Source organism: Roseovarius albus, from assembly GCF_900172335.1.
GTDB classification, from domain to species: Bacteria; Pseudomonadota; Alphaproteobacteria; order Rhodobacterales; family Rhodobacteraceae; genus Roseovarius; species Roseovarius albus.
In genome coordinates, this window is sequence record NZ_FWFX01000002.1 from 177,183 (window position 1) to 192,404 (window position 15,222).

At 55.3% G+C, this 15,222-nt stretch carries 16 protein-coding genes and 1 riboswitch; of the genes, 8 read left to right on the plus strand and 8 right to left on the minus strand.

The genetic code is table 11. The annotated features are described in order from the left end of the window. The first annotated feature begins 155 nt into the window (after positions 1-155). Together ROA7450_RS03585 and gltX are read left to right on the plus strand one after the other, a co-directional pair. Positions 156-584, plus strand: coding sequence for a DUF1801 domain-containing protein (locus ROA7450_RS03585; protein WP_085804633.1), 429 nt, complete (start codon positions 156-158; stop codon positions 582-584). 99 nt (positions 585-683) lie between these two features. Beyond that, positions 684-2,009, plus strand: coding sequence for a glutamate--tRNA ligase (gene gltX, locus ROA7450_RS03590; RefSeq protein WP_085804302.1), 1,326 nt, complete (start codon positions 684-686; stop codon positions 2,007-2,009). A gap of 64 nt (positions 2,010-2,073) precedes the next feature. Here the strand turns inward: gltX and ROA7450_RS03595 are convergent, their stop codons facing one another. Together ROA7450_RS03595 and ROA7450_RS03600 are read right to left on the minus strand one after the other, a co-directional pair. Then, positions 2,074-4,071, minus strand: a complete 1,998-nt coding sequence (locus ROA7450_RS03595) for an acyltransferase family protein (protein WP_085804303.1) — start codon at positions 4,069-4,071, stop codon at positions 2,074-2,076. Positions 4,072-4,226: 155 nt separating this feature from the next. Next, positions 4,227-4,811, minus strand: a complete 585-nt coding sequence (locus ROA7450_RS03600; protein ID WP_085804634.1) for a gamma-glutamylcyclotransferase family protein — start codon at positions 4,809-4,811, stop codon at positions 4,227-4,229. Between the two features lie 159 nt (positions 4,812-4,970). Here ROA7450_RS03600 and gcvH point away from each other — a divergent pair, with 159 nt between their 5' ends. Together gcvH and ROA7450_RS03610 are read left to right on the plus strand one after the other, a co-directional pair. Further along, complete coding sequence (gene gcvH, locus ROA7450_RS03605; protein ID WP_085804304.1) at positions 4,971-5,330, plus strand: glycine cleavage system protein GcvH; 360 nt, start codon at positions 4,971-4,973, stop codon at positions 5,328-5,330. Positions 5,331-5,493: 163 nt separating this feature from the next. Beyond that, on the plus strand, positions 5,494-6,444 hold the full coding sequence (locus ROA7450_RS03610) for a GlxA family transcriptional regulator (RefSeq protein WP_085804305.1): 951 nt from the start codon (positions 5,494-5,496) through the stop codon (positions 6,442-6,444). Here the strand turns inward: ROA7450_RS03610 and ROA7450_RS03615 are convergent. After that, the gene (locus ROA7450_RS03615) at positions 6,441-7,307 is read right to left on the minus strand and encodes an inositol monophosphatase family protein (protein WP_085804306.1); all 867 of its coding nucleotides are present in this window, start codon (positions 7,305-7,307) and stop codon (positions 6,441-6,443) included. The genes ROA7450_RS03610 and ROA7450_RS03615 overlap by 4 nt on opposite strands. A 118-nt stretch (positions 7,308-7,425) precedes the next feature. After that, positions 7,426-7,629, plus strand: a riboswitch (cobalamin riboswitch). A gap of 106 nt (positions 7,630-7,735) precedes the next feature. On the opposite strand from ROA7450_RS03615, the gene ROA7450_RS03620 reads away from it, so the two are divergent. After that, positions 7,736-8,005 (plus strand): hypothetical protein, encoded by a 270-nt coding sequence (locus tag ROA7450_RS03620; protein WP_143534348.1) that lies wholly within the window; start codon positions 7,736-7,738, stop codon positions 8,003-8,005. A gap of 300 nt (positions 8,006-8,305) precedes the next feature. Here ROA7450_RS03620 and ROA7450_RS03625 read toward each other — a convergent pair whose 3' ends face one another. From ROA7450_RS03625 to ROA7450_RS03640, 3 genes are all read right to left on the minus strand, one after another. Next, complete coding sequence (locus tag ROA7450_RS03625) at positions 8,306-9,136, minus strand: helix-turn-helix domain-containing protein (protein ID WP_085804308.1); 831 nt, start codon at positions 9,134-9,136, stop codon at positions 8,306-8,308. Between the two features lie 45 nt (positions 9,137-9,181). Further along, positions 9,182-9,943 (minus strand): carbon-nitrogen hydrolase family protein, encoded by a 762-nt coding sequence (locus ROA7450_RS03630; RefSeq protein WP_085804309.1) that lies wholly within the window; start codon positions 9,941-9,943, stop codon positions 9,182-9,184. Positions 9,944-10,529: 586 nt separating this feature from the next. Continuing rightward, on the minus strand, positions 10,530-10,736 hold the full coding sequence (locus tag ROA7450_RS03640) for a DUF1127 domain-containing protein (protein ID WP_159453990.1): 207 nt from the start codon (positions 10,734-10,736) through the stop codon (positions 10,530-10,532). 247 nt (positions 10,737-10,983) lie between these two features. Between ROA7450_RS03640 and ROA7450_RS03645 the strand changes: the two genes are divergently transcribed. From ROA7450_RS03645 to ROA7450_RS03655, 3 genes are all read left to right on the plus strand, one after another. Beyond that, positions 10,984-12,075 (plus strand): Mrp/NBP35 family ATP-binding protein, encoded by a 1,092-nt coding sequence (locus tag ROA7450_RS03645; protein WP_085804312.1) that lies wholly within the window; start codon positions 10,984-10,986, stop codon positions 12,073-12,075. Between the two features lie 111 nt (positions 12,076-12,186). Continuing rightward, complete coding sequence (locus ROA7450_RS03650) at positions 12,187-12,510, plus strand: 2Fe-2S iron-sulfur cluster-binding protein (RefSeq protein ID WP_085804313.1); 324 nt, start codon at positions 12,187-12,189, stop codon at positions 12,508-12,510. A 56-nt stretch (positions 12,511-12,566) separates the two neighbouring features. Further along, positions 12,567-12,971, plus strand: coding sequence for a hypothetical protein (locus tag ROA7450_RS03655; protein WP_143534349.1), 405 nt, complete (start codon positions 12,567-12,569; stop codon positions 12,969-12,971). A gap of 27 nt (positions 12,972-12,998) precedes the next feature. On the opposite strand, the gene ROA7450_RS03660 is transcribed toward ROA7450_RS03655, so the two are convergent. Next, complete coding sequence (locus tag ROA7450_RS03660; protein WP_085804315.1) at positions 12,999-13,880, minus strand: bestrophin family protein; 882 nt, start codon at positions 13,878-13,880, stop codon at positions 12,999-13,001. An 18-nt stretch (positions 13,881-13,898) separates the two neighbouring features. Beyond that, positions 13,899-15,161 (minus strand): phosphoribosylamine--glycine ligase, encoded by a 1,263-nt coding sequence (gene purD / locus ROA7450_RS03665; protein WP_085804316.1) that lies wholly within the window; start codon positions 15,159-15,161, stop codon positions 13,899-13,901. Positions 15,162-15,222: the final 61 nt, after the last annotated feature.

Consider the following 15,222-nt stretch of genomic DNA (forward strand, 5'->3'; position numbering starts at 1 on the left):
TGACTGCAATTGGAACAGGAGTTATGGTTAACCTTCTGACTTCGCCCAGCGCTGCCACCACGTTGCTAGCGCGATTGAAACCAATTTTTGAGAGTATTCTGCAGTTCTTTGTTTAAGTCAGGTGTATCGAGAAAGGCCTTATGGGTTTAGAAGGGATGACGCAGAATAAGACACAACCTTCGGATATTGACCCGGCTGCCTTCATTTCAGGCGTAGAGCATCCGACGCGGCGCGGGGATGGCGAGGCGTTGCTGGACCTGTTCGGCAAGGTCACCGGGTTTCAACCGCGTATGTGGGGGCCGACGATCATCGGGTACGGGCGGTATAACTATCGCTATGCGTCCGGGCGCGAGGGGGATTTTCTGGCGACCGGGTTTTCACCGCGCAAGGCGAACCTGTCGATCTATATCATGCCGGGGTATCAGGATTACGGTAAGATCCTTGCGCGACTGGGCAAGCATAAGCTGGGCAAGTCTTGCCTTTATGTGAACAAGCTGGCGGATATTGATCTGGAGGTTCTGGGCGAGTTGATCCGGGCGGGACTGGCAGATCTGGATAAGATCTGGCCGGTGATGCCCGAATAGCCCGCCTTGTACCCCAAATGAACAGCGCCTGAGGCCCTGCCAATTCTGGACAATCGCAGCCACCTGTGACATTGCCCCGTCTGAAGCAGGAGCCTTGATATGACCACCACCCGTTTTGCCCCGTCGCCCACCGGATATATCCACGTTGGCAATTTGCGCACCGCGCTGATGAACTATCTGATCGCCCGTAAAAATGGCGGTACGTTTATCTTGCGGATCGATGATACCGACCCGGAGCGCTCAAAGGAAGAATATGTCGACGGGATCAAGGCCGATCTGGAATGGCTGGGCTTGCATTGGGACCGGGTTGAACGCCAGTCAGAGCGGTTGGACCGCTATGCCGAAGCCGCTGACAAGCTGCGCGAGATGGGCCGGTTTTACGAGGCGTTTGAGACGCCGGTCGAATTGGATCTTAAGCGCAAAAAGCTGCTGAATATGGGCAAGCCGCCGGTGTATGATCGAGCGGCGCTGGATCTGTCAGAGGCAGAGAAAGACGCTTTGCGTGCTGAGCGTGGCGAAGGTGTGTGGCGCTTTAAGCTACACCAGCAACGCATTGAGTGGGCTGACGGCATCGTGGGTGATGTGTCGATCGATGCTGCGTCCGTGTCTGACCCGGTTTTGATCAAGGCGGATGGTCAGGTGCTTTATACGCTGGCATCGGTTGTCGATGACACGGAAATGGGCGTGACCCATGTCGTGCGTGGATCAGATCACGTGACCAATACCGCCACGCAGATTCAGATGATCGAAGCGCTGGGCGGGACGGTGCCAAGCTTTGCGCACCACTCGCTGATGACCGGCCCAAAGGGTGAGAAATTCTCGAAACGCTTCCAGATGGCGTCTTTGCGCGATCTGCGGGATCAGGGCGTGGAGCCAATGGCACTGCTGAGCCTGATGGCGCGCTTGGGGTCGTCCGATCCGATGGAACTGCGCACCACGATGGAAGAACTGATCGAAGGCTTTGAAGTCTCGCATTTCGGCACCGCGCCGACGAAACTGGACACAAACGACCTGTTTCCACTGAGTGCGCGCATCTTGGGTGGGCGCGACTTTGCGGATGTGGCCGATAAGATTGCCGAGATTGGAGTGCCTGCTGATCTGGCCGAGCAGTTCTGGGCCGTGACACGCGAAAACATCAACACGATGTTGGATTTGGGCAGCTGGTGGAGCCTGTTCCGTGACGGCGTTGATCCGGTGATCGAGGACGAGGACAAAGATTTCGTCGCTGAGGCGATGACGCTGCTGCCTGACGGCCCTTATACTGCGGACAGCTGGGGTCAGTGGACTGCTGCAGTGAAAGCGGCCACAGGTCGCAAAGGCCGTGGATTGTTCATGCCCTTGCGCAAAGCCCTGACCGGCCAAAGCCACGGCCCGGATATGTCGCAGGTTCTGCCGCTTTTGCAGGTGATCCGCGCGAAGGGATAATCGCCTTGACGCTTTGAGAGCAGTGTCAATGAACCAAGAGCCGCTTTGTCGGCTCTTGGTTTTTTTAGTGTTTTGACGAACCGAATAATTGGCGCGCGACATCCGGGGCGACAGCCCGTGCTGCTTCGAGCGAGGGGTGGGACCATTCATCCCGGTACAGAATGATGGTGTCATTGGTGCCGTAATTGCACACCGGGCCGGGGCAGAAAAAACCGAACAGATTGATGAACTGCAGAACGCCTTCCTCCTTAAGCGTGGTCAGCTGTGATTGCAGAGGCTTTAGTCGCTTGAGGGTCTCGTCACGGGTATAAAGATGACAGGGGCCACCTTTGGGGGCGAACCATTGACTGATGGCGACGTTGGGGGTGCACTCGGCCTCGCGGACCAAGGGTAGCGGTCCCAGCACGGCGAGTTTCAGGCCGGATGCCCTTAGTGTTGTAGAGAGAGAACGCAATCCGGTTTCATAGGTTTGGCGGCGTTTCTCTGTATCCGCCGGGTATTTCGGGGAAAGCTCTGCAAGGTCGCTGACCATCAAGATCAGATCCCCCTCTTGCAGGTCTTCTGCCATGCTCGGGATCGCATCTTGCCAGTAATATGCGTTGGCGTGTTTCCAAGGGCCGTGAAAGCCGAATTCGGGAACTGCGGGCGCACCCCAGCTGGAGGTGAGTAGGATGGCGGTGTCTGTCTGCTTTGCAAGCTCTTGGAATGTGCCGGCAAAGGCGGTCGAAAAGGAATTCCCGATCACGAGGATCCGCTTTTGCGCCGTGTCCCATTGGCCAAATGTGCATTTATCGATTGGGATGGCGGTTCCGATGCCGCCCTCTCCGGTGATGACACAGGGTTCCCCGGCCCAGCCTTGGCCATTGCTGTCGCGCAGGGGTGTGACAAGGCTTTCTGCGCCGCGCTGCTTCAGATTGGCGGGGGTGCCAGAGTACAATGTCCCCACGGCAGGGTTGTTGATCATGGTCAGAATGCCAATGGCGACCAGCAGACCCAAGAAACCAGTGAGCGCTCCGTACACCGGAGTTTTGCCCCAGGATTTATGACGTAGTGGCGTCTCAATGTATGTGAATGACAATTTGGCCAGCGCATACATCAAGAGGCTCAGGAATGGTAAGAGTGCCCAGCTCAGGCCGATGGTCCATTTGGCCAGCACCACGACGGGCCAGTGCCATAGGTAGAGCGAATAAGAGATCAGACCCAATTCGCACAACGGGCGGCTGCAGAGTGTCGACAGAGTCAATGGGCTGGATTGGGCACCCCAGAGCAAGACACTGCTGAACGCGACCGTTGCAATTGTCAGCGCGGCTTGATTCAGGGGAATGGGAGTAACCAGCAGAACCACCATCGCCGCGAAAGCAATGACAATGATCCCAGCCATACGGTCCGGGGGCTGATAGCGGCTCGACACCACAAACACTGCTGCCCCAGCGGCCAATTCCCATGCCCGGAAGGGCAGCAGGTAAAAGGCGGCTTGCGGATTGCGGGGTGACACGTAGATGTAGCTGGCAAGCGACAATAGGCTGAGACCCATGAGAGCCCAAATTACGGTTTTTCTCACCATTGCCGGTTGCCTGCCAGAGAGCACCAGCCAGGCTAGGACTGGAAAGACAAGGTAAAACTGTTCTTCAACGCCCAAGGACCATGTGTGGGTAAAGGGGTTCAGTTCTAGTGAGGAACTGAAATAATCCAGTTCTCTTGCGTAGAGAAAGATATTGGCCAGCCCAAATGCGGCAAATCCGGCCGTGTCGCGGTAATCATCCATGTCCTGAATAAAAAACGAGGCAATGACCGAGGACAGTGTCAGGCAGACCAGCAAGGCAGGGGCCAAGCGCTTGAACCGCCTGGCAAAGAAGTGCGCTGCGTTGGATCGGAACGAGGACCAGTCCCATTTGGAGATTGATGCGGTGATCACATAACCGGAGATGACAAAAAAGACATCGACCCCCAGATAGCCGTTCGGCACAAAACTGAAGCCAAAATGGTGCAGGATAACGACCAGCACTGCGATACCACGCAGGCCTTCGATTTCGGCGCGAAATGAACGGGATGGCTGGTGCACGCGTTATGGGCCTTGTGGTGTTATTGGGTCAAAATGCTGGCCGTGAAGTTCGTGTGACGGCGAATTTTTCAAGTCTGCTTTGGACTAGCTGTCCTGTGTTTTCTTGGCAAGCCTTTGCGCCATGCCGCGGATATAGGATGGTCGAAGTGAGGGTTTCAGATCGCGCTGGAAATGATTGGTAGACCTCGACTGCGTAGATGTTCATCCACCAATGCTCTCTCATACGGTGAAAGGTTTTGATGGCGCGGGTAGATCGGATCACTTCGGTCGTTGATGATGGGGGCATCCCATCCGTCGGTCGTTTCAAAGAACCGGCTCACGCCGGATTTACCAAATTCGTTCAGGTATCCTTGCACCACGACATCGAGATAACTCAACAGCACAGAGGTTTGTGTTGCGGGTTTATCGTGCTTGATTTCAGATATGGCATAGACGGCGATATTGGGTGTGGGCTGCAGTGCATGTTCAGTCTGCTCTGTGGCGCTGATCCGGTCATAGGCGCGCTCGCGTTCGTCCAGTGCAGCCCAATCCGCCCCGGGCACCGGGGCGATCAGACCTTCAATCTCGGCTCCGGGAGCGGGATGCACAGTGAGGTAGGCCACTGGGCGCAACGTTGTGTGCCGCCAAACACGGCGCCATCCCTGCAAACGGGCAGGATGCGCCGGGGCAAAGTCGTGGGTGCTGCGATTGACCAGGCTGCCATAGCCGAAGAAATAGGCGAGTGGATCCGTGGTCTTCATCAATGAACCTTCGGGCAGAGCGGGGTTGCCCTTTTGTGCAGTGAAGGCGCGCTGGACGCAAGCCACAGATATTGACGGATTGTCATGCGCTGCATTTATTGATTGTAATAGTCCAAGGGCTAAGTTTAACAGCCCGGCGTACCATCAAGGGAGAGCGTTATGAAATTCACCGAAGAACACGAATGGCTGCGGGTCGAGGACGATCTGGTGGTTGTCGGGATCACGGCACATGCCAGCGAACAGCTGGGCGATGTAGTGTTTGTGGAGCTGCCTGAGGTGGACACCGAAGTTGCCAAAGATGATGAGATCCTAGTTATCGAAAGTGTCAAAGCCGCCAGCGATGTTTTAGCCCCGATTGATGGTGAAATCGTTGAGGTCAACGAAGCGCTGACGGATGATCCGGGCAAAGTCAACGAAGACCCAATTGGTGACGGCTGGATGTTCAAGATCAAACCGAGTGATCCGTCACAGATGGATGATTATATGAACGAAGCGGCCTACAACAAATTCATCGCCTGAGGCCTTTATTTTGTTGTTTGCAAAATGAAGAAATCAAGGCCACTCCCCATAGGCTGGCCCTGTTCTGTAATCATTTCAGGATCTGGCGAGCCAGCTTCATCAGATCTTGTGCGTTTAGATATGATATACTAAGCGCCACCGGAATTCCGGGCGGAGCCAAGCCATGACCAAGACGGAAACGTTTGTCTTCTACCTCGTCGATGAGTTTGCGCATATTGCGATGTCTTGCGCTGTGGAGCCGCTTCGAATTGCCAATCTGGTCAGTGGCAAGCAGCTTTATGAGTGGAGCTTTGCCTCGGAAAACGGGCAGACGGCCCTGGCCTCTGATGGCACCGTGATGTTGGTGCATGGTGGATTTGACAAACGGGTGCGCTCTGATCGGTTATTTGTTCTGGCCGGATCGAACGTCAAAAACCACCTGTCGAAACCGCTGCTGGCAGCCCTACGGCGCGAACGTTCACATGGGGCCAGAATTGGGGGGCTGTGCTCGGCTTCTTACATTCTGGCGCACGCCGGATTTTTGGACGGGATGCGTGCTGCGTTACATTGGTTCTATCACGATGCTTTTGTTGAAGAATTCTCAAATGTCGAATTGGTTCCAAGTGTGTTTGTCGCTGATGAAAAGATCATCACCGCCTCAGGCGGGACGGCGACGGCGGACTTGATGTTGCACCTGATCCGGGAAACCCATGGCGAGGATCTGGCCAACCAGGTTGCGGATCAAATGGTCTACAACACTGTGCGCGAATCCTCAGCTGAACAGAAGATGTCAGTGCAGTCCCGCCATGGCATGCGCAATCAACGCTTGACCGAGGCGATCAAGTTCATGTCGGAAAACATTGAAGAGCCGCTATCAACAAAGGAAATCGCATCTGAGGTCGGGATTTCCACCCGCCAGTTGGAGCGGTTATTCACACGCTACCTGCAAAGCACGCCCAGCAAGTATTATCTGGAAATGCGCTTGCAACGGGCACGTAACCTTTTGCTGCAGAGTGAGCGATCCGTGACAGAGATCGCCGTGGCCACCGGTTTTCGATCGACCACGCATTTTGCGCGAGTCTATCGTGGGTTCTTTGGCGTATCGCCCACGGCGCAGCGGGCGCGGTTGACTTAAAGATCCATTAAAAACGCAAACCGTTCTTGCAGCGCGCTCCATGCGGTTTCGCTGTTTGTGGTGAGCAGGAACCCTTCGGTGATACCTGCATTGTAATCTGTGCCGTCCAGCATACGGGCAATGCCGCCCGCTTCCTGACAGGCGACGATGCCGGCTGCATGGTCCCATGGGGTCATCATGGCGGAGAGGCAGAAGTCTGCCCCGCCTTGCGCCAAGGTACGGTATTCGTGGCAGGAGCAATTGAGCACCTGCGTGCGGGCGAATTGCGGCAGATGCGGAGCAATCGCTTCTTGTAGATCCTGTGGCATCAGATGTAGATGGATGAAGCCTGACATGTTTCCAGGCGTTTCTTCGCTGCCCATTCTCAATGGGCGTGGTGTGCCCGATTGTCGAACTTTGCGTGCGCCATGGCCTGTGCTGGCAATGATCCAGTCGTCGCGCACGGGATCATAGAGCAGGCCGAAAATGGGCACGCCATAGCGGGTGATTGACAGAATTACCCCGAAGAGCGGCAGGTCATTCGAGAAGTTCCACGTTCCATCCAAAGGGTCGAGCAAAATGCAGAATTCAGCCTCGGCAATCTGCGCGCGCACCTCTGAGTGTTCGGATGCTGATTCTTCGCCTATGATCAACGCATGTGGAAACATCTGCTGCAATCCGCGCCGCAACATTGCCTCGGCGGCAAGGTCAGCCTGCGTGACCAGATCGAATCGCCCCGATTTGCGGGTCACATCCTGCACGCCGTGATTCTGGAACAATGGTATAATCTCTGTGCGGGCGGTGCGGCGGATCAGGTTGATCACAGCGGCCTCTTGCGCCTTGGTCAGCGGGGTGGTGAGGGCGACGGGCAATGAGTTGGGCATAGATAAGTCCATAAAACAGGCGTGTAACTCTGAATGCCACCCGGGCCGGCAAAGTTCAACGCGCTTCCGGGATTTGACACAATATGTCGCTTTCTGACTTGTACGTGCCCCATGTCCTGCTACGTTCAAGGTCTGAGGTGCCACCTTTCGCAAGGTGGAGAATTGGGAAGCTGGTGAGAAACCAGCGCTGCCCCCGCAACGGTAAATGCAGGAGGCGAGACGACAATATGTCACTGGGATAGCTCCCGGGAAGGCGTCGGATCGCACGGTTTTTTAAGCCACCTGTTTCAGCCCGGAAACCAGCCTTGGAGTACGTCAAACCGCGGAGGGCGGTGCGGGCGGAAACAGTCAGGTTTCTAAACTGCCGGTTTTCCCCAATCCCCTTTCGCCCCAATTCAGCCCGGGGTGTGGCTGGGGAGAAGAAGAACATGGTCCTGACACGTATTCTGGACGGATTGGAACAAAGCCCGGCACAGGGCGATGAGGCCCAAAACATGGCCCGGCTGGGGTTTTTGGAGTGGGTGCTGTCCGCGCCCGAGGGCATTACGGTGCAAGATGCGAAAGACGCATTGCAGCAGCCACATGTACGCGACGCTGAAAGTGCGGCGGCGCAGGAGTTTGTGAATTTTCTAGAGCAAGCCACGCTGAAGGTTTCTGCACGTCGTTCGCGTCGGAAACGGACGGAACGGCTGCATTAACAACTCTGAATCTGTGGCGGTTGCTTTGACCGCCACAGATAACATTGGTTTTTTGTTGTCGACAGTTGTGAATGATCTTGCTGCCATTTTGCGGACCGAATCCAACGTTCGCTTTGGTTATGTCGTCACCACCAAAACACGAGCAAAAACAATCTAATGACATGTGCATTGACGCGTCACGCTCAGGTATAGTTTGCGGCTAAGACAAGTTTTGTACATTGATGGTAAGAAAGATACATCAAACAACATGAAACGTATCTGTCTATAGGTCGTCATGCATTGGGCCCGACGCATGGCTTCCTACTCGATAACCTTTAGATATTGAAGCGGATCGCCGTCTGCAGAAGCGGGCATTTTCGATAGTGCTTCAAGAAAAATCGAGAGTAATTCTCCCTGCGAGGCGACATTAAGTTTGGTATATATACGTTTGCGATGCACTTTTATCGTCTCGGGACTGTTGTTGAACTCCCACGCAATTGCTTTCGATGAATGCCCTTTCAGGATCATGCGAACAATCTCTCCTTCGCGGGGGCTTAAAACTGATGTGCCGAAGGCTTCGAATGCTGCTTGCAAGTGGGCTCCTAACCGACCTGATCCATCTGTGTTGCCCAGTGAAAGATTTGTCCAATGACGACGCGAAAGTGACGCGACAATTGGGAAGGCTTTTTTTAACCGATACGGATTCGCTGAAACACCTGCCTTTTCTATACCCATGGAAAAGAAAAGCGCGGTTGCCTCATCAAAATGCAGAATCATTCCACATTCATCCGTCAGCCCCATATCGCTCCAAAACTTTGCGAAATAATCCGATTGTCTAAAATTATCCGGGGCTATTTCATCCAGCGATAACACTTGGTTTCCCAATTTTTTGCGGAACTGGAGAACGAATGGATCCAATAGGTATGCAGCCTTAAGATAAGCATTCAGCAAAACCCTTTGCGAGGCTTTGGAGTGATTGCCATATAGGGCGACAGGTGCGTTATTGTCAAAAAGAACTGTCAAGTACACGTTGTCTGAATCGCAAAGAAAAGCGCAAAACTGACCTATTGTCTGCGGAAATTCAGGTGTGCCAATCGCGTCAACGCAATCGGCAATCAGCTTGGTTTCATCATCGGAAAGTATCAAATCCATCCCCTAGATAATGTACTAAGCCAAGCCAAAACGAAAGCAGCGCAACTACTCAAGTTGCTGAAGATCTGCGAGTTGAGTGGAAAGTGGAATTCCATGTTTGCAACGACTGTCAGGTAGTTCTGCGATGTATAGTCCGGTGTTCTCTCGACTGGACACGAGGGAGCTACCATCAGATCCATATATGGAAGACATGCCTGTGTAAGAAATTCCCCCCTCTGAACCACTATAGTTTGCGTAGACAATGTTTATACCGTTTTCCGCTGCGCGGCTGGGCACCATGATCTGATTGACGTTTACAAATGGCATCATATTGGCTGTCGGCACCAGAACAATTTCCGCACCGGCGCGAGCAAGAGCCCGGACATGCTCAGGAAATTCAACGTCGTAGCAGATTAGCAATCCCCATCGTTTGCCTCGATAGTTGAATGCCACGTAGCGATTTCCAGTAACGTATATCTCCTTCTCGCTGGAGCCAAAAAGCTGGATCTTGCGATAGTGCGCTAGTGTGCCACCGTCGGGACCAATAACAACTGCAGTGTTGAAGACTTGTCCCAAGTTGTATTCAGGCAATCCAATTGTCAGTGCTGTTGTGTAACGTCGACATAGTTTTGACAGGCGGTTTGCAACCGTGTTCCATTCAGCGGGCTTAGTTTGGGTTGTTGCCCCATACCCCGGTAGAAAAGCCTCGGGCAGCACGAGCATGTCGACTTTAGCGTCGGACGCCTCTCCGAGCGCCTTTTCGACTGTTGCCAGTCCCGCATGTAAATCACCTTTGGGGGATGGGCATTGGTAAAATCCAACAATCATGTCTCACAGCCACAAATGAGTAAAGGGAATACGTTTTTGTAAAGGGGCTGAGAAAACTTTTTTAGTGCAGTTAAATCACTATCGCGTTCAATCGGATCTAGGGCACTTGTCGAATTCCATGTGTCTGTCATAGCGTATTTCCTGTTTTTGCCAAGGCTGGAACAGGAATCCAAGCTTGAGCTAATTGAAACTCTAGCAAAGCAAATCCGCCAGGTGCAGTTCCCATGAAGGGGTATGATCTCTTAGTAAGTGGGAATGGCGACTTGTTTCCAATCACCAGTCTGACAGTGGCGCGTCAGTAATTTGGGTCGATCATTATACATCCGGAGACAAGATTATTTTGTTCAATGTCATCGCGGCAGGTTATGTCGTTGAGCGGATTGGCCCCAAACCAGAAATATATTCTTGCACCGAGAATCAGAAACGGCGGCACCCGGGAGGAGGGTTGCCGCCGTTCTGATTACGTCCGGCCCAGGGAGGAGGAGGGGCCATTCGCAAAGGGGGTGGATCAATCTGAAAGGCAAATTGATCCGGTAACAGGCGCGGGAAGGGAGGAGGAGGATTGCGCCCGTATTCTGCTGTGGTCTTAACCGTAGACTGCTTCGCGTGCTGCGGCGTGAATGCCGGCGCGGTAAATGCCCATATCGGCCAGTGTCTTGCTGTCCAATTTGGACAGCTCACGCACGGTTGTGCGGTAGGCGCGATAATCGGCGACGTTCTGCATCAGCTTGTGAACGCCTGCGCTGATTTCAAGCGCGAGGCTATCGGTGCGGGTTTCGGTTGCGAATGCCATGTTCTTCATCCTTGGGTCATGCGCCGAAAGTGGCGCTGTTGTTGAAACTGAAAATAGTCGAATGCTGCGGGTGCACAACGGATGAGATCGCAATCCCGATATGCGTCACGCGCATGACTCTGCGGAGTTTGGCTGACCTTAGGTCATACCTCCGACACATTTGGTGAATTCTACGACATTGCGGCGTTGCCCCCTTGCAGAGCGGGAAAATTCTGCCACCTATGCCGCAAATGGATGGAGACCTGAGATGAGCGACTTGAAACAGGATTTGCTGGCAGAGCTGAACCGACTGGAATTGCCGGGCGGCGGCACGCTGGTGTCGCGCGATATGGTGCGGGCGGTGTCGATTGAAGATGGCGTGGCAAAGTTTGTGATCGAAGCGCCTTCAGCCGAGATGGCGCAGCAGATGGAACCGCTGCGCGCGGCGGCGGAACGAGCGGCGCTGTCCGTTCTCGGGATCACCAAGGCAAGTGTCATTCTGACCGCACATGAGGCGAGTCCAGTCAAGAAACCTACGGACCCTAAAGGACCGGCACCTAGCCTCAAGATGGGTGGTCACCCGACCGGGGGGGATAATTCCATCCGGCCATCAGGGGTAAAGTCCATTCTGGCTGTGGCTTCGGGAAAAGGCGGCGTCGGCAAATCCACGGTGTCTTCAAATCTGGCTGTGGCACTGGCCAAGCAAGGCCGCAAGGTTGGCTTGCTGGATGCCGATATCTATGGTCCCTCGCAGCCGCGCATGATGGGGGTCAACAAGCGCCCGGCCAGCCCTGATGGCAAGATAATCGAACCCCTGCAGGCCCACGGCGTGACGATGATGTCAATCGGGCTGATGCTGGACCCGGATAAGGCGGTGGTCTGGCGCGGGCCGATGTTGATGGGGGCGTTGCAGCAGATGATGTCTCAGGTCCGTTGGGGCGAGCTGGACGTTTTGATCGTCGATATGCCTCCCGGCACTGGTGACGTGCAACTGACCCTGTGCCAACGCGCGGCACCCACAGGCGCGCTGGTTGTTTCGACACCGCAGGATGTGGCCCTATTGGATGCGCGCAAGGCGCTGGATATGTTCAACACGTTGAAGACGCCCGTGCTGGGCCTGATTGAAAACATGTCGACGTTCCATTGCCCCAAATGTGGGCACGAGGCGCAAATCTTTGGCCATGGTGGTGTAAAGGATGAGGCTGGCAGGCTGGGGCTTCCGTTCCTTGGAGCCTTGCCGATCGATCTCGATACTCGTCTGGCAGGGGATGATGGGACGCCGATTGCCGCGGGCGATGGACCCATTGCACAGGCCTATGCGCAACTGGCGGATCGTCTGATCAAGGGCGGAATGGCATAAGGCATGGTTTTTGTCGCAACTCTTTCAGATCTATGTCGCAAAAGGGGCTGGCCTCAAGGGCCGCGCTTTTGTAGGAACACCTGAATCATAAGTTTAGCGGAGTCCCGACTCATGGCGAAAATTACCTATATCGAGCACAACGGCACGGAACACGTCGTCGAAGTGGCCAATGGCCTGACCGTGATGGAAGGCGCGCGCGATAACAACATCCCCGGTATCGAAGCTGATTGTGGCGGTGCCTGTGCCTGTTCGACTTGCCACGTCTATGTACATGCCGATTGGGCGGAAAAGGTTCCGGCCAAGGACGATATGGAAGAAGACATGCTCGACTTCGCATTTGAGCCTGATCCCTCCCGCTCGCGCCTGACCTGCCAGATCAAAGTGACCGATGCGCTGGACGGGCTGGTTGTTCAGATGCCGGAAAAACAGATCTGATGCATCTTTGGGCGGTTTCGAGTGCTTGTGGCACTTTGTTGCGTGACCCTGCAATAGTGTTGAATAGAGGGCTGATAGCAGCTCTCTTTTTCTTTTGTGCGGTTCCTGCTGCCGGAGCGCAGGACCGTATTTCACCAGACGCATTCTTGGATCAGGTGGTCGGAAAAACGGTTACTTTCATCGACCGCGTTTCAAGACAGCGAACTGGAGTAGAGCAGTACCTGCGGCGGGATCAGTCCGTTTGGGCAGATGAGACAGGCCGATGCACCTATGGGCAAATCGAAATACGCGGGCCATATCTGTGCTTTCTCTATGAAGATTTCCCCGAGGCTGACAATTGTTGGCTTCCGCATATTCTTGAGGGGCAATTGACGGTTCTGTCCGGTAAAGACTGGCAGATCCAAATCGCATCAAAATACAGCGACGAGCCGGTCGTGTGCGAGGGCGTACCGATCTCATAGTGGACAGGCGCGCGCTTGTCTTGAAGGTCAGCTAAGATAGAAGTTTTTGGGCGACAAGGGTTTGGGTGGCTCGAGCCCCAAATGTGGAGTCAGGCTGATCTCGATTGTGCGGCACATTGCATCCAACGGCAGGCCGTTCACAGTTTCCCCAAAGGGATCGGCCAGTTCTTCGGTAACCTCGGCCAAGCCAAAGAACATATACGCGACCACGCCAACAAATAACGGCGTCAGCCAACCTGCGCCTTCGAGCAGGCCAAAAGGCAGGAGCAAGCAATAGAGATAGGTCGTGCGGAAGATCAGCAAGGAATAGACATAGGGCAATGGTGTTGTGGCGATGCGCTCGCAGCCTGCTTGAGCGAGCGCGATGGAACCCAACCGTTCGCTCAGTGCTTTGCGGGCAAAGCCATCGACTTCGACCTGTGTGATCTCTGCACCCATCTGATTGAGCGCAGCGCAGGGGGGATGGGGGGCCTCGGCGAAATCGGTTTCGCACCAGTCTTTGGCGGCCTGCGTATCAGAGAGACGCCGCAGATTGATCCGGTGCAGGTGGACGAAGCCCAAGGCCAGCCGGATCAACCGCTCGCGGACTGCACCGTCGGGTAGGAACATCTGAGCCTCGCGCCCCAGACTGCGTAGATCAGCGACTAGTTGCCCCCAGAGCTTGCGCCCTTCCCACCAGCGGTCATAGGCGGCATTGTTGCGAAAGCCCAGAAATAGCGACAGGGCCACGCCAAAGACAGCGAAGGGCGCGGCGTTGGTGTGGGGCAGGGTGACGCCGTATTTGTCGATGGCCACCAAAATGGCGGCCAGAACGCTGACGCCCAATACACGTGGCAAAATGCGCGGCAGAACCGAGCCGCGCATGGCGAAAAGCAACTGCCAGAACCCGGGTTTGTCGCGTACGATCATGGCGTTGCTCCTGTCCTGTTACAAAGCTCGCCAGCCGATGTCACGGCGGTGGAACCCTTGTGGCCAATCAATCTGATCAACCATGGCGTAGGCGCGATCACGCGCCTCTTGCAGGTTTGCCCCGCGTGCGGTGACGTTCAGTACCCGGCCACCAGTAGCGACGATCTGGCCATCGCGTGCGGATGTGCCCGCGTGGAACACCATATTCTTGCTGTCTTCAGGGCAATTGCCCAAGCCGTTGATCACTGTGCCCTTTTCGTATGATCCGGGGTAACCTTCGGCGGCGAGAACCACGGTCATCGCATGATCATCGGCCCAATTGACCTGTGCCTTGTCCAGACGCCCCTCGGCTGCGGCCTGCATCAGGTCCAGCGCCTGTGCGCCCAGACGCATCATCAGCACCTGACACTCTGGATCACCAAAGCGCACGTTGTATTCGACCAAGCGGGGCTGGCCGTCTTTGATCATCAATCCGGCGTACAAGACACCCTGATAGGGCATACCACGATCAGCCATCGCCTTCATCGTGGGGCGCACGATTTCATCCATCGCCTTGGCTTCAATCTCGGCCGACAAAACTGGCGCAGGGGAATAGGCGCCCATGCCGCCAGTGTTGGGGCCGGTGTCGCCTTCACCAACGCGCTTGTGGTCTTGTGCGGTGCCGATGGCCAGAACGTCTTCACCGTCCACTAAAACGAAAAGCGAGGCTTCCTCGCCTTCCATGAATTCTTCGATCACGACCTCGGCGCCCGCGCCGCCAAAGGTGCCGCCGAACATGTCGTCAATGGCGGCAAGCGCTTGCTCTTCGGTCTCGGCCACGATTACGCCTTTGCCTGCGGCCAGACCATCGGCTTTGACTACAATGGGTGCGCCCTGTTCGCGAATGTAGGCCTTGGCCGCCTCGGAATTGGTGAAATGGCCGTAGCCTGCGGTGGGGGCCTTGGCCGCATCGCAGATTTCTTTGGTGAAATTCTTTGAGGCTTCTAGCTGAGCCGCCGCTTGCGAGGGGCCGAAGGTCAAAATGCCCGCTTCGCGCAGCCGGTCAGCTACGCCAGCCGCCAGCGGGGCCTCGGGGCCGACAATGACAAAATCAATCGTGTTTTCGCTGCAGAAGGTGGCCACGGTGGCCCCATCCTCGATATCCAGTGCGGCGCATTCAGCAATCTGTGCCATGCCCGGGTTGCCAGGGGCGGCGATTAGTTTGTCGCATTTGGGGTTCTGCATGACCGCCCATGCCAGCGCATGTTCACGCCCGCCACTGCCGAGGATGAGAATATTCATGTTCAGGGGCTCCGATCTGCTTGGCCTTGCTTGCCGGGCGTTCTAAGCTGGCTTGGCAAAC

Bases quoted from the DNA above. Each gene is read 5' to 3' on its own strand.
- ROA7450_RS03585 (WP_085804633.1), top strand. From the start codon at position 156: ATGACGCAGAATAAGACACAACCTTCGGATATTGACCCGGCTGCCTTC.
- gltX (WP_085804302.1), top strand. From the start codon at position 684: ATGACCACCACCCGTTTTGCCCCGTCGCCCACCGGATATATCCACGTT.
- ROA7450_RS03600 (WP_085804634.1), bottom strand. From the start codon at position 4,811: ATGAAGACCACGGATCCACTCGCCTATTTCTTCGGCTATGGCAGCCTG.
- gcvH (WP_085804304.1), top strand. From the start codon at position 4,971: ATGAAATTCACCGAAGAACACGAATGGCTGCGGGTCGAGGACGATCTG.
- ROA7450_RS03610 (WP_085804305.1), top strand. From the start codon at position 5,494: ATGACCAAGACGGAAACGTTTGTCTTCTACCTCGTCGATGAGTTTGCG.
- ROA7450_RS03615 (WP_085804306.1), bottom strand. From the start codon at position 7,307: ATGCCCAACTCATTGCCCGTCGCCCTCACCACCCCGCTGACCAAGGCG.
- ROA7450_RS03620 (WP_143534348.1), top strand. From the start codon at position 7,736: ATGGTCCTGACACGTATTCTGGACGGATTGGAACAAAGCCCGGCACAG.
- ROA7450_RS03625 (WP_085804308.1), bottom strand. From the start codon at position 9,136: ATGGATTTGATACTTTCCGATGATGAAACCAAGCTGATTGCCGATTGC.
- ROA7450_RS03630 (WP_085804309.1), bottom strand. From the start codon at position 9,943: ATGATTGTTGGATTTTACCAATGCCCATCCCCCAAAGGTGATTTACAT.
- ROA7450_RS03640 (WP_159453990.1), bottom strand. From the start codon at position 10,736: ATGGCATTCGCAACCGAAACCCGCACCGATAGCCTCGCGCTTGAAATC.
- ROA7450_RS03645 (WP_085804312.1), top strand. From the start codon at position 10,984: ATGAGCGACTTGAAACAGGATTTGCTGGCAGAGCTGAACCGACTGGAA.
- ROA7450_RS03650 (WP_085804313.1), top strand. From the start codon at position 12,187: ATGGCGAAAATTACCTATATCGAGCACAACGGCACGGAACACGTCGTC.
- ROA7450_RS03660 (WP_085804315.1), bottom strand. From the start codon at position 13,880: ATGATCGTACGCGACAAACCCGGGTTCTGGCAGTTGCTTTTCGCCATG.
- purD (WP_085804316.1), bottom strand. From the start codon at position 15,161: ATGAATATTCTCATCCTCGGCAGTGGCGGGCGTGAACATGCGCTGGCA.